The organism is Bifidobacterium sp. M3-N-101, from assembly GCF_023656805.1.
In the GTDB taxonomy this organism is placed as follows: Bacteria; Actinomycetota; Actinomycetes; order Actinomycetales; family Bifidobacteriaceae; genus Bifidobacterium; species Bifidobacterium breve.
The window spans coordinates 26665-38858 of the sequence record NZ_JAMOKQ010000008.1 but is presented as its reverse complement, the minus strand read 5'-3'; the positions used below and the strand labels follow the sequence as shown (position 1 = coordinate 38858).

At 59.4% G+C, this 12194-nt stretch carries 10 protein-coding genes; 9 read left to right on the top strand and 1 reads right to left on the bottom strand.

Annotation, left to right across the window (positions count from 1 at the left end):
* Window positions 1-111: 111 nt before the first annotated feature.
* From NBH12_RS07635 to NBH12_RS07615, 5 genes are all read left to right on the top strand, one after another.
* A complete protein-coding gene (locus tag NBH12_RS07635) occupies window positions 112-1131 on the top strand; it encodes a tyrosine recombinase XerC (protein ID WP_025332341.1) in 1020 nt (339 codons plus the stop codon).
* Window positions 1132-1384: 253 nt separating this feature from the next.
* A complete protein-coding gene (locus tag NBH12_RS07630) occupies window positions 1385-3025 on the top strand; it encodes a peptide ABC transporter substrate-binding protein (protein ID WP_250819335.1) in 1641 nt (546 codons plus the stop codon).
* 387 nt (window positions 3026-3412) lie between these two features.
* The gene (locus NBH12_RS07625) at window positions 3413-4339 is read left to right on the top strand and encodes an ABC transporter permease (RefSeq protein WP_003830623.1); all 927 of its coding nucleotides are present in this window, start codon (window positions 3413-3415) and stop codon (window positions 4337-4339) included.
* Between the two features lie 18 nt (window positions 4340-4357).
* The gene (locus NBH12_RS07620) at window positions 4358-5362 is read left to right on the top strand and encodes an ABC transporter permease (RefSeq protein ID WP_016462767.1); all 1005 of its coding nucleotides are present in this window, start codon (window positions 4358-4360) and stop codon (window positions 5360-5362) included.
* A gap of 22 nt (window positions 5363-5384) precedes the next feature.
* Complete coding sequence (locus NBH12_RS07615) at window positions 5385-7394, top strand: dipeptide ABC transporter ATP-binding protein (protein ID WP_015438927.1); 2010 nt, start codon at window positions 5385-5387, stop codon at window positions 7392-7394.
* A gap of 308 nt (window positions 7395-7702) precedes the next feature.
* Here the strand turns inward: NBH12_RS07615 and NBH12_RS07610 are convergent, their stop codons facing one another.
* On the bottom strand, window positions 7703-8563 hold the full coding sequence (locus tag NBH12_RS07610; RefSeq protein ID WP_052828968.1) for an exodeoxyribonuclease III: 861 nt from the start codon (window positions 8561-8563) through the stop codon (window positions 7703-7705).
* 124 nt (window positions 8564-8687) lie between these two features.
* Between NBH12_RS07610 and NBH12_RS07605 the strand changes: the two genes are divergently transcribed.
* The 4 genes from NBH12_RS07605 to NBH12_RS07590 are packed head-to-tail and all read left to right on the top strand — an operon-like array spanning window position 8688 to window position 12170.
* Window positions 8688-9533: a DUF3710 domain-containing protein gene (locus NBH12_RS07605; RefSeq protein ID WP_161519245.1), complete on the top strand. Its 846-nt coding sequence runs from the start codon at window positions 8688-8690 to the stop codon at window positions 9531-9533.
* A 15-nt stretch (window positions 9534-9548) separates the two neighbouring features.
* On the top strand, window positions 9549-10325 hold the full coding sequence (locus tag NBH12_RS07600) for a DUF3159 domain-containing protein (RefSeq protein ID WP_003830628.1): 777 nt from the start codon (window positions 9549-9551) through the stop codon (window positions 10323-10325).
* Window positions 10315-11574 (top strand): class I SAM-dependent RNA methyltransferase, encoded by a 1260-nt coding sequence (locus NBH12_RS07595; RefSeq protein ID WP_003832146.1) that lies wholly within the window; start codon window positions 10315-10317, stop codon window positions 11572-11574. Before NBH12_RS07600 ends, NBH12_RS07595 begins: the two co-directional genes overlap by 11 nt.
* 11 nt (window positions 11575-11585) lie before the next feature.
* A complete protein-coding gene (locus NBH12_RS07590) occupies window positions 11586-12170 on the top strand; it encodes a type 1 periplasmic-binding domain-containing protein (protein WP_103619767.1) in 585 nt (194 codons plus the stop codon).
* The last annotated feature ends 24 nt before the right edge of the window (window positions 12171-12194 follow it).

Sequence of the window (12194 nt, the reverse complement as noted above, 5' to 3'; positions counted from 1 at the left end):
GCCGGTTGGCGTTGTCACGGCAAAGGGGATACCCGTGTATGGGGCCGCTCTGTGCCTATAGTTTATCTGACAGTAGGCTCACAAGCAAGACTCGACAGAGGAGCGATAAGTATGCGGTTTAGCAGTGACGTCGACTCCTTTATTTCCTATCTGAGAGCTAATCGTGGGCTATCCGCTAATACGCTAAAAGCGTATCGTTGCGACATTGAGGCTTGTCTCCACCTATTCGAGTTGCGTGGTGTGGTCAGCCTGAACGAAATCACGCTGAATGATCTGCGTAGTTGGATGGCAACGGAATCGCACAATCACGCCAGAAGCAGTATGGCCCGCAAAACCGTAGCGGTACGAGGTTTCTTCGCTTGGGGCTATGAGCATGGCGTGGTTGGTGTCAATCCGGCCGCCACATTAATGACCCCCTCGATTCCTAACACCTTGCCGACTGTACTTACTGAATCGCAGGCCGAGCAGCTTCTTGATTGTGCTGAGCATAGTGAGGCCCTGCAACGGAAGAATCGTGATATCTCCAATGACTTCTCGGCTGATGGTCCTCATTCCGCTCGTGGGCGGAGCGCGGATCGGGCGAGGGAAATCGCAGAACGCCAGCGGGATGTGGCGATTCTCGAATTGCTGTATGCCACCGGCATCCGCGTGGCTGAATTGGTTTCTTTGGATATTCGTGATGTCGACTTTTCCAATCGCACCGTCAGAGTGACCGGTAAAGGCAACAAGCAACGGGTGGTTCCGTTTGGATTGCCTGCGGAGCAGGCATTGCAGGACTGGATCGATTATGGACGGCCAGCGCTGGCTCGTTTGGCGATTGAAAAAGCCGTCCCCCCGAACGGTATTTCTTCAGACGAGGGAGCCTTGTTCCTCGGTATGCGTGGTAAACGGCTGAACCAGCGTGTGGCGCGTGAAATCGTGCATAAGGCCGCACGTGAAGCGGGCGTTCCGGACATCAGCCCGCATGCCTTGCGCCATTCGGCAGCCACGCACATGTTGGATGGGGGAGCTGATTTGAGGGAAGTGCAGGAGATGCTTGGGCATTCCTCCTTGAAAACCACACAACGCTATACGCACGTGTCCATCGAGCAGCTCAAAAACCGTTACGGTCAGGCATTCCCCCGAGCATGACCACTATGTGGACGATGGTTAACAAACTTAGCAAAGGCTGAACATAGCCGGTAAATGGACCATGATTTTACATAGGCGTAACAAAAAAGCAACTGGTTGTCTCCCAAGTGCGCAAAAATGTCAGGCAATCAGCAACGGGTTGGATTGTTCGAGACATCGTGAGATGCAAGTCTCACGGGTGACGGGGAATCCAGTCCCGTTCGCATGAGGCGGGGCTGAGACGTCCTGCAACCTAATGAATAGGAGAAATCATATGAAGAAGAAAGCTCTTGCTTTCGCTGCCATGGCCTGCTCCGTGGCCATGCTGCTGAGCGCCTGCGGCGGCTCCAACAGCAACGCTGCCTCCGGTGACACCGCTGGCTCCAACATCATCACTGCGTACAACTCCGAACCGCAGAACCCGCTGATCCCGGGCAACACCAACGAAACCGGCGGCGGCAAGCCGGTCGACCTGCTGTTCTCCCGTCTGGTCTCCTTCGACAAGGACGGCAAGGCTTCCAACGAAGTGGCCGAGTCCATCACCCCGAACGATGACGCCACCCAGTACACCATCAAGATCAAGTCTGGCTGGAAGTTCACCGACGGCACTCCGGTGACCGCTGAGTCCTTCACCAAGGCCTGGTCCTACGTGGCCAACGCCAAGAACGCCCAGAAGTGCTCCTCCTTCTTCTCCGCCATCGCCGGCTATGACGATCTGCAGAAGGATGGCCTCAAGGGTGACGAGCAGCTCTCCGGCCTCAAGGTCGTGGACGACACCACCTTCACCGTCGACCTGAACCAGTCCGACTCCGTGTTCCCGATTAAGGTCGGCTACTCGGCCTTCGCCCCGCTGCCCGAGTCCTTCTACAAGGACCCGAAGGCCTTCGGCCAGAAGCCGGTCGGCAACGGCCCGTACAAGCTGGACCACTGGGATCACAACAAGGAAATCGCCCTCGTCAAGAACCCTGACTACAAGGGTAACGAGCAGCCCAAGAATGATGGCGTGACCTTCAAGGTCTACACCGACGACTCCGCCGCTTACCGTGACATTCAGGCCGGCAACCTCGACGTGATGGAATCCGTCCCGGCCGCCTTCACCAAGACCTTCAAGACCGACAAGAAGGTCCAGGCTTACTCCGAGGTCGGCTCCGTCATCCAGACCTTCACCATCCCGTCCTCCCTTGACCACTTCAAGAACGACGAGGAAGGTCAGCTGCGTCGTCAGGCCATCTCCATGGCCATCAACCGTGACCAGCTCATCGACAAGGTGCTCAACGGCAACGCCACCGCCGCCACCGAGTTCACCTCCCCGAAGACCCCCGGCTACTCCGACTCCCTCAAGGGTGCCGACAACCTGAAGTTCAACGCCTCCAAGGCCAAGGAACTGTGGGCCAAGGCTGACGCCATCTCCAAGTACGACGGCCAGCTCACCTTCTCCTACAACGCCGATGGTGGTGCCAAGCCGATTTACGACGCCGTCGTGAACCAGCTCAAGAACAACCTGGGCATCGACGCGGCCACCAACCCGATCCCGACCTTCCAGGAATTCCGTGACGCCGTCACCAACCGTCAGATGAAGGGCGCCTTCCGTACCGGCTGGCAGCCTGACTACCCGTCCGCCGAGAACTACCTGTGGCAGCTGTACTCCACCGCTGCTGCTGACGGCAACGGCTCCAACGACGGTGACTACAAGAACCCGGCCTTCGACGACATGTGCAAGCAGGCCGCCGCCGCCAAGTCCGTCGATGACGCCAACAAGCTGTACCAGCAGGCTGAGGAAATCCTCCTCAACGACCTTCCGGCCATCCCGCTGTACTACTCCAACGCCAACGGTGCGGCTTCCCTCAACGTGAAGTCCGGCTACGCCTTCGATTGGCAGAACCTCCCGACCTACACCGAGATGTCCAAGAAGTGAGTCTGACTCACTGAACGGATACCGTTAGGTAGTTCGGAAATAAAGGGCGAGGATCGCAAGATCCCCGCCCTTTATTGTTGTGTGAGGGGTGCTTGCTCCCGCTGGCGGGAGCTGTCGCCGTAGGCGACTGAGGGTGGTGACACCATGATGAACCACCCTCAGTCTCGCTTCGCGAGCCAGCTCCCGACAGCGGGAACCAAGTTAAAGTATCCACTATCCGACCGCAACCATGGACATATCCACCAGTATTGCCCAATCTCAAACCTTGCGTTAACGCAAATTTACATATCACAGTCCGGGCATGCGGTAAACTGTCGGAGTATTTATCGACCGGAAGGGGTCTTGTTATACCCTTTCTGGCCGGTCTAGGAAATAAGGAGCAACCGTATGGGTAAGTATCTTCTGCGACGCATTCTGCAGATGATCCCCGTGGTTCTCGGTACGACTCTTCTGGTATATGCCCTTGTATTCGCCCTGCCGGGCGACCCCGTCAAGGCCATGTTCGGAGACAAGCCTGTCAATGAGGCCGTCGCAGCCCAGATCCGCGCAGAATACCATCTCGACCAGCCGTTCATCGTTCAGTACTTTATCTACCTGAAGAATGCACTGACCCTGAACTTCGGCGATACCTTCGCCGGGCAGCCTGTTCTCGACGAAATCGCCCGCGCCTTCCCGGTCACCATCCGGCTCGGCCTGATGGCGTTCGTGTTCGAGGCGATCTTCGGCGTGGTCTTCGGCATCATCTCGGGCCTCAAAAAGGGCAAGTGGTACGACACCGTCATCCTGATCGTCTCCCTGCTGCTTATTTCCGTGCCGACCTTCGTCACCGGCTTTGTCATGCAATATGTCTTTGGTATTCAGTGGGCGATATTGCCGGTGACGGCAGGCGCCGACCCCGGCTTCCTCGACCTGCTCATGCCGGCCATGGTGCTCGGATCGGCGTCGATGGCCTACATCATCCGACTGACCCGCTCCGAAATCTCCTCCAACATCGCCGAGGATTACGTGCGCACCGCGCGCGCCAAGGGTATGTCGAACGGTCAGGTCATGCTGCGCCACGTGCTGCGCAACTCCCTGATTCCGGTCGTCACTTACCTGGGCCAGGACATCGGCGGCCTGATGGGTGGTGCCATGATCACCGAGCAGATTTTCAACATCCACGGCATCGGCTTCCTCACCTACCAGTCCATTCTGAAGGGCGAGGCAAACCTGGTGGTGTCCATCGTCACGTTGCTCATGCTGATCTTCGTAGTGTGCAACCTCGTTGTCGACATGCTGTACGCGGCCCTCGATCCGCGTATCCGCTACGCGTGATAGGGAGAAGTGAGTCACATGGCAAACGAAACCACTGAAAACGAGCTCAACCAGACCGGCGAGCCGGGAACCGAATACTTCATGGAAACCCTGCCCGGTCAGGACCGTTATGTAGCCCCCCTCGAGGAGACCCCGCTGCAGGACGTCGATTCCGTCGATGAATCCGCACCGGCCACCAGCATGTGGGCCGACGCCTGGCGAACCCTGCGCCGCAACCCGCTGTTCATCATCTCCGGCTTGCTGATCCTGTTCATCATCGTGGTGGCCATCGCCCCCGGTCTGTTCACCAAGCAGGATCCGAACGCCTGCGATCTGGGCAACTCCTTGAGCCCCGCCTCCGCCGGACACCCCTTCGGCTACGACCTGCAGGGCTGCGACGTGTACACCCGCGTGGTCTACGGCACCCGTACCTCACTGTCTGTCGGCGTGCTCTCCACGCTACTAGTCGTGATCGTCGGCACCCTGATCGGCGCCGTCGCCGGCTTCTTCGGCGGCTGGGTCGACGCGGTGCTGAGCCGCATCAACGACATCTTCTTCGCGCTGCCCATGCTGCTCGGCGCCATCGTGGTGCTCCAGATGTTCAAGACCTCCAAGTCCATATGGAAGATCGTGCTGGTGCTTACGCTCTTCGGCTGGGTCGGCGTATGCCGCATCGCCCGCAGCGCCGTGCTGGAATCGAAGAACCTCGAATTCAACACCGCCTCCACGGCCCTCGGCTCCACGCCGGCCAGAAACCTGTTCCGCCACATTCTGCCGAACTCCCTGGCCCCGATCATCGTCATCGCCACCACCTCGCTGGCCTCCTACATCGTGGCGGAAGCGACGCTGAGCTTCCTCGGCGTCGGCCTGCCGACCACCACGGTGAGCTGGGGCGGCGACATCTCCAGCGCGCAGACCAACCTGCAGACCGATCCGATGGTGCTGTTCTACCCGTCCGCCGCACTGGCCATCACCGTGCTTGCGTTCATCATGATGGGCGACGCCGTCAAGGACGCCCTCGACCCGAAGAGCCGAACGGCCTGAGCAAGGGGAGTGGAGAAAGACAATGACTGACAATACCAACGCCACGATGCTGGCCATGCAGAAAGAGCATGGCCCGCTGCTGGAAGTCCGGAACCTGGCCATCGACTTCACCACCGACACCGGCAAGCCGGTGCATGCGGTGCGCGATGCCAACTTCACCGTCTACCCCGGCCAGTGGGTGGCCATCGTGGGCGAATCCGGCTCCGGCAAATCCACCTCCGCCATGGCTGTGCTGGGCCTGCTGCCCGGCACCGGTCACGTGGTCAACGGCTCCATCAAGCTTGACGGCGAGGAAATCGCCGGCGCCAAGCAGAGCGAGTTCGACAAGCTGCGCGGTACCAAGATGGGCCTCGTGCCTCAGGACCCGATGAGCAACCTCAACCCGGTGTGGCGTATCGGCACCCAGGTCAAGGAAGCGCTGAAGGCCAACAACATGGACGTGGACCATGAGAAGCGCTCCGCCCTCGCTAAGGCTCTGGCCGGTGACGAGGTCGAAGTCAAGGGCAACGACGACGAGACCTTCCTCGGCGCCAAGGAACTGCCCGAACTCATGACCGAGGCCAAGAAGGCTTTGACCGAAGCCGGCGTGTCCGGCGAGGCCTTCGACAAGGCCGTCGCCCGCTTCACCAACGAATGGGTTCCGGGCTCCGAAACCCGTTGGCGCGTGGCCGACGACCTCATCAAGGCCGGCGTGGCCGACGATCAGGCCTGGTACCTCGCCAAGAAGTACGTCATCGGCTCCACAATGGATGACCGTATCGCGGGTCTGCTGTCCGAGGCCGGTCTGCCCGACGCCGCTACCCGTGCCCGTCAGTTCCCGCACGAGTTCTCCGGTGGTATGCGCCAGCGTGCGCTCATCGCCATCGGTCTGGCCTGCCGCCCCGACCTGCTGATTGCCGACGAGCCGACCTCCGCTCTGGACGTGACCGTGCAGAAGCGCATCCTCGACCACCTGCACATGCTCACCGACTCACTGGGCACCGCCGTGCTGTTCATCACCCACGATCTGGGCCTTGCCGCTGAGCGTGCCCAGCGCATTGTCGTGATGTACAAGGGTCAGGTCGTCGAATCCGGTCCGTCCCTCGAGGTGCTGCAGCACCCGCAGCACCCGTACACCAAGCGACTCGTGGCCGCCGCCCCGTCGCTGGCCTCCCAGCGCATCATCTCCGCCAAGGAGCGCGGTGAGAACGCGGACGCCCTGCTTGGCCACCACATCGCCGGCGAAAGCACGCTTGAGAAAAGCGAGCACATCATCACCGTCGACCACCTGACCAAGGAATTCAAGCTGCCCCGCAAGAAGGAGATGTTCAAGGCCGTCGACGACGTGTCCTTCTCCGTCAAGCGTGGCACCACCCTGGCCATCGTGGGCGAATCCGGTTCCGGCAAGTCCACCGTGGCGAACATGGTGCTTCACCTGCTGAAGCCCACTTCCGGCAAAGTGTTCTATGAAGGTCGCGACACCTCCACGTTCAAGGCCAAGGATCTGCTCGGTTTCCGCCGCCATGTGCAGCCGGTGTTCCAGAACCCGTACGGTTCGCTCGACCCGATGTACTCCATCTTCCGTTCCATTGAGGAGCCGCTGCGCATCCACAAGATTGGCGATAAGAAGTCGCGTGCCAATCGTGTCAAGGAACTGCTGGACATGGTCGAGATGCCGGCTTCCGTGATGGGTCGTTACCCGAACGAGCTTTCCGGTGGCCAGCGTCAGCGCATCGCCATCGCACGAGCCATGGCTCTGGATCCGGACGTCATCGTGTGCGATGAGGCCGTCTCCGCCTTGGACGTGCTGGTGCAGGATCAGGTGCTGCGTTTGCTCAACGATCTGCAGGCCGAAAAGGGCCTGAGCTATCTGTTCATCACCCACGATCTAGCCGTGGTTCGCCAGATCGCCGATGAGGTCGTGGTGATGCAGCATGGCAAGCTCGTGGAGCACGCCACCACCGATGAGGTCTTCGACCACCCGCAGAAGCAGTACACCCGAGACCTGCTCGACGCCATCCCCGGCGGCAAGCTCCAGCTCGGTCTGGACTGATAATCTGCGTTTGAGCGCATAGTATTGGGGTCTTTCCATCCGTGGAAAGACCCCAATATTCATATGTGTCGGTTTGCATGATGGTTCGCGTGGGACGAAAGGCAAAAATCGGTGTTTTTCCGATGTTGTCCCACAATTTGTGGGACAACATCAACATCAATCGATAGACATGAGTGTTGTCCCACAGTAGATTTCTCACGAAGCCCGGAATTACGCCATTCTTGGCGTAGTCGATAATTACTCATGATGCGGGGCGTGGGACGACCCGCGAAAATCGTCGATTTTCGGATGTTGTCCCACAGAATACGTCATACCTCGTATGTGATCGTGAGTGGGGCGTGATCGGACCAGCGTTTGTCGTATGTGGGTGCCTTGTCGATGACGAATCCGCGTGCGGTCTCCGCCAGCTCGGGCGTGGCGAACTGGTAGTCGATTCTCCAGCCGACATTGTTGTCGAAGGCGCGCCCTCGTTGGCTCCACCATGTGTACGGCCCCTGAATATCACCGGCCAACGAACGCATCACATCCACGAACTCGTATTCGCCCAGCCATTTGTCCACGTAGGCACGTTCTTCGGGCAGGAATCCGGCGTGCTTCTCATTGGCCTTGGCGTTCTTGATATCGAGCGGCGTATGTGCGATGTTGAAATCGCCGCATAATACAGCCTGCTTGCCGCCATGTGCGGCTTCATCACGAAGCGCGCCCATGCGGGCCAGCATAGTGTCCAGAAAACGATACTTCTGTTCCATTTTGGTCGGATCATCGGTGTTGCCGGCATGTATGTACACGGATGCCACGGTAATCGTATAGCCCTCAGGCGTTTTGACATCGGTTTCGATCCAACGCCCCGAATCCACATCCTCGCTCAGACCTGGCAGACCATATCGCTTGTCAAGCACTTCCAAGTCGGTGAGCAGCCCGACTCCCGCGCGGCCTTTCACCCGGCAGACCTCGTTCATGGTATGGAGGTCGGCCGGCGCGTCGATTTTGCCGGCGGTGGCGTATTCAAAACCAAATTCATCGAAAATAGAATCGACATCGTCCTGAGGTGCGCGAACCTCCTGCATGCACCAGACATCCGGTGCATGCTTGCCGGCCCAATCCTCGATGCCCTTGCGCTTGGCCGCACGAATGCCGTTGACGTTAGACGTGGTAATGGTGATGGTCATGCGGCCATACTATTGTGGCCTCCCTACGAATCGAACCGGACACCGGCGGCCGCGATGCTCAGCTTTCTCTAAGCCTGAGTGCTAGTGTTAGCAAGGTTGCAACCGTTATACGAAACGAGGAATCATGGGACTGTTCGGATTCGGCAAGAAGAAGGACAAGAAGGAAACCGAGCCGGCCGTAGAGCCTGTCGACGAGGACAAGGTGGCTGCCGAGGCTGCAAACGCCGCAGCAAAGGCGGAAAGCGCTGAAACCGTATTGGCGGAACTTTCCAGCGAGTACGTGGGCCGTGGCGAGGAACGCGGTCCGTGGGATGTGAACGACGAAGAAGTGCCCGACTACGATGACTATCTGGATCTGGGTGCCTACTATCTGCCGTTCATGCAGAACATCGAACTGCGCATCAAGGCCAACCGCGCCACCCAGCAGGTGCTTGGTTCCACCATCACCTATGGCAAGTCCAGCTTGGAAATCGAAGCGTTCGCAGCTCCCAAGACCCTGGGGCTCTGGGATGATGTGCGCGCTGATCTGATTGAGGCCAACAAGGCTGCATCCGAGGTCGAAGGCGTGTTTGGCACCGAGCTGAAGCTGCCGGTCAACGTCAAGGGCGGCAAGACCGTAAACACCCGAATCGTCGGCGTGGACGGTCCGCGTTGGATGCTGCGTGGCATCTTCTCCGGTGTCGCTGCCACCGATCCGGACAGCCCGGAGACCGAGGCACTGAACAAATTCTTTGCGGACATCGTGGTTGAGCGCGGCGAAGAGCCGCTGGCTCCGCGCGATCTGATTCCGATGCACCCGCCCGTGGCACCTGCCGAGCGCAAGGCCGCCGCCGAAGCCGGCGAGGAGAATGGCAAGGAACACTTCAAGGACATTCCGGACAACAAGCCGAAGGGTCCGCTGAGCCAGGACCAGCAGACCGAAGTGAAGACCACGCTGTCTCGCGGCCCGATGTTCTCCGAAGTTCGCTGATTTATAGGAAGAGACTTGGCAGACAACAAACGCACCGGCCTGTCCGCTCTAGCCGACGCCGGCAATGAAGGCGAGGATTTCTCCGTCATCGACGCCATCGGTGGCCCGCGTGGCGTTATCGAATCCATGCTGCCCGGCGTGGTATTCGTCGTGCTGTTCGTGGTCACGAGCAATCTGAACCTCACCATCGCCGTTTCGGCTATTTTGGCGGTGTTGCAGGTTATCGCGCGCCTGATTCAACGCCAATCGGTGATGGGCGCGGTTTCCGGCCTGGTGGCGGTCGGCATCTGCCTGATTTGGGCATGGCAGACCCATGAGGCCCGTAACTACTACATCTTCGGATTCATTACCAATGCCGGCTATGCCGCATTGCTTGCCGTCTCATTGATTGCACGGGTACCCGGCCTCGGACTGGTCGTCGAATTTATCCGTAGCCTGCCTACCGAGCATTTCAAGGCGTGGTTTAACGACTGGATGAGTGATAAGGCATTGAAACGTGCCTACATGATCATCACCGGTCTATGGGTCGGTCTGTTCCTGCTGCGATTGGCAGTGCAGGTGCCGCTGTATCTGACCAATCATGTGGCCGCGCTTGGCGTGGCCCGTCTGCTTATGGGCATCCCGTTCTGGGCGCTGGCGATTTGGGTGAGCTACCTCATCATCGCCACGCCAATGCACCGTCATAAAGCCGTGGCTACTCAGAACGTTACGCAATCCGAATCGGGATCTGCGGCTGAGGCCGTCAGCGAACCCGTGGCGGGCAAAACCGGAAAGGACAGCGATGCAAGCTGAAGTCCGCATCGAGCGATACGCCGATCAGGGCCGCTGCGTGGCCCATATCGATGGCCGCGTGGTGTTCGTCCGCTTTGCCTTGCCCGGCGAACTGGTACGCATTGAACTTGACGAACCTCATGATCGCGATGATCGGTTCTGGACCGGTGAAGTCATCGAAGTGCTCGAAGCATCCGAGGACCGTGTCGATCCGGCTTGGTCTCTTGCCGGCCCGCTGGCGATGGGCGGGGGAGTCGGCGGCGCGGATCTCGTGCACGTCTCACTGCCCGGCCAGCTCAAGTGGAAAGCCCTCACCGTTTCCGAGCAGATGAGCCGGCTCGGTCATATCGATGTGGCCGTGCCAATCGATCGCATGCCCGGTGATGAGGAGCTTGACGGTCTTCACTGGCGCACCCGCATCGAAATGATTGCCGACGAGAACGGCAAGCCGTCCATGCGCCGGCGCGGTACGCATACTCGCGTGGCCATCGACACCATGCCTCTCGCTACCCGCGCATTGCTGGACGTGGCCGAGCGCGAGCATGTGTGGGAGGGCGGCTTTGAGCCCGGCTCCCAGATCCGTCTGTCCGTACCTGAGCCGCGTGGCGACGCTGATATTGCTGCAGATGACTATGCCGTGCTTATCGATGGCGAGCTGCGTAATGGCTCCCAGCTGCTCACTGAACAGGTGACCATCAACGGCAAGACCTTCGATTATCGGGTTGATGCCAACGGTTTCTGGCAGGTGCATCGTCAGGCACCGATTGCACTCGGCACGCATGTGATCAATCAGGTCAACCAGCAGTTGCAGGGTGCTGTGGCACCTGTGATCTGGGACTTGTACTCGGGCTCCGGTCTGTTCACCCTGCCACTGGCCACCATGACCGGTGAACGCACCCGCATGCTTAGCGTGGAAGGCGCGCGCGTGGCCGTGAAGAATGCCCAGCGCAACCTGCGTGCCATGAATCTGAACGACGTGGATGCCCGTGCCGGAGATGTCTCCAGAACGTTGGAACATGTGCCCGCGCACTTGGCCAAGCCGGATATCGTGGTGCTTGACCCGCCTCGCGCCGGCGCCCGTGCCAAGGTCTGCCGCCAGATCGCTGCGGCCGGTGTCTCCAGCGTGGTCTACATTGCCTGCGACCCCACCAGCCTTGCCCGCGACACCGCTACTTTGATCGGCGAAGGATACGAGCTCAAGGACATCCGTGCCTTCGACATCTATCCGATGACCCACCACGTCGAGACAGTGGCCGTTTTCAGCCGTTGACGGGTGGGTCTATGATGCGTCGAATTCTGAGGTTGTTGGCCTGTGGGGCGGTCGTATTGTCATTGGTCGCTTGCACACCGACCGGTTGCGCCGTCGGCGATACGCAAGACAGCATGCCATCGGTGGCCCATGATTCGACGCACAAAACGGATATCACCGTCGGTTTCGTCGGATCGACCGATACCGCGGCGGACAAGAAGGCCATCGATGCGCTGGCCGATGACACTCTCAACGTGTATTACGCCTCGCTGGACACGTCGGGCGATTCTGAAACTGCTGACAAGATCGCGGCCACCGCGCAGCAAGGTATCACCGATTTTGTGGACCGCGCAGTCAAAATCGTAATCATCAGCGGCATCGATGTCACCGACGCGAATCGAGACAGTTGGAACCAGGCGCTGACCAATGCGCGCGAAGCCGGCATTCCCGTCGCCCTGCTCAATCCCAAGCATGCGCCCGAAGACGAACTGCTATACGCTGCCATTCTTAACACAGACGATGCTGCTAGTGCCAAGTCTGTCTCCATTGCCGATGCAGTCATCACCATCACACGCGACGAACCCCACGACCGTACCATCGCCGTTGCCACAGAGTAAATCTAAATCAAATCATTCTTGAGT

Coding starts and splice junctions, on each gene's coding strand:
- NBH12_RS07610 (WP_052828968.1), bottom strand. CDS start 8,563: ATGACCATCACCATTACCACGTCTAACGTCAACGGCATTCGTGCGGCC.
- NBH12_RS07630 (WP_250819335.1), top strand. CDS start 1,385: ATGAAGAAGAAAGCTCTTGCTTTCGCTGCCATGGCCTGCTCCGTGGCC.
- NBH12_RS07595 (WP_003832146.1), top strand. CDS start 10,315: ATGCAAGCTGAAGTCCGCATCGAGCGATACGCCGATCAGGGCCGCTGC.
- NBH12_RS07625 (WP_003830623.1), top strand. CDS start 3,413: ATGGGTAAGTATCTTCTGCGACGCATTCTGCAGATGATCCCCGTGGTT.
- NBH12_RS07635 (WP_025332341.1), top strand. CDS start 112: ATGCGGTTTAGCAGTGACGTCGACTCCTTTATTTCCTATCTGAGAGCT.
- NBH12_RS07590 (WP_103619767.1), top strand. CDS start 11,586: ATGATGCGTCGAATTCTGAGGTTGTTGGCCTGTGGGGCGGTCGTATTG.
- NBH12_RS07620 (WP_016462767.1), top strand. CDS start 4,358: ATGGCAAACGAAACCACTGAAAACGAGCTCAACCAGACCGGCGAGCCG.
- NBH12_RS07605 (WP_161519245.1), top strand. CDS start 8,688: ATGGGACTGTTCGGATTCGGCAAGAAGAAGGACAAGAAGGAAACCGAG.
- NBH12_RS07615 (WP_015438927.1), top strand. CDS start 5,385: ATGACTGACAATACCAACGCCACGATGCTGGCCATGCAGAAAGAGCAT.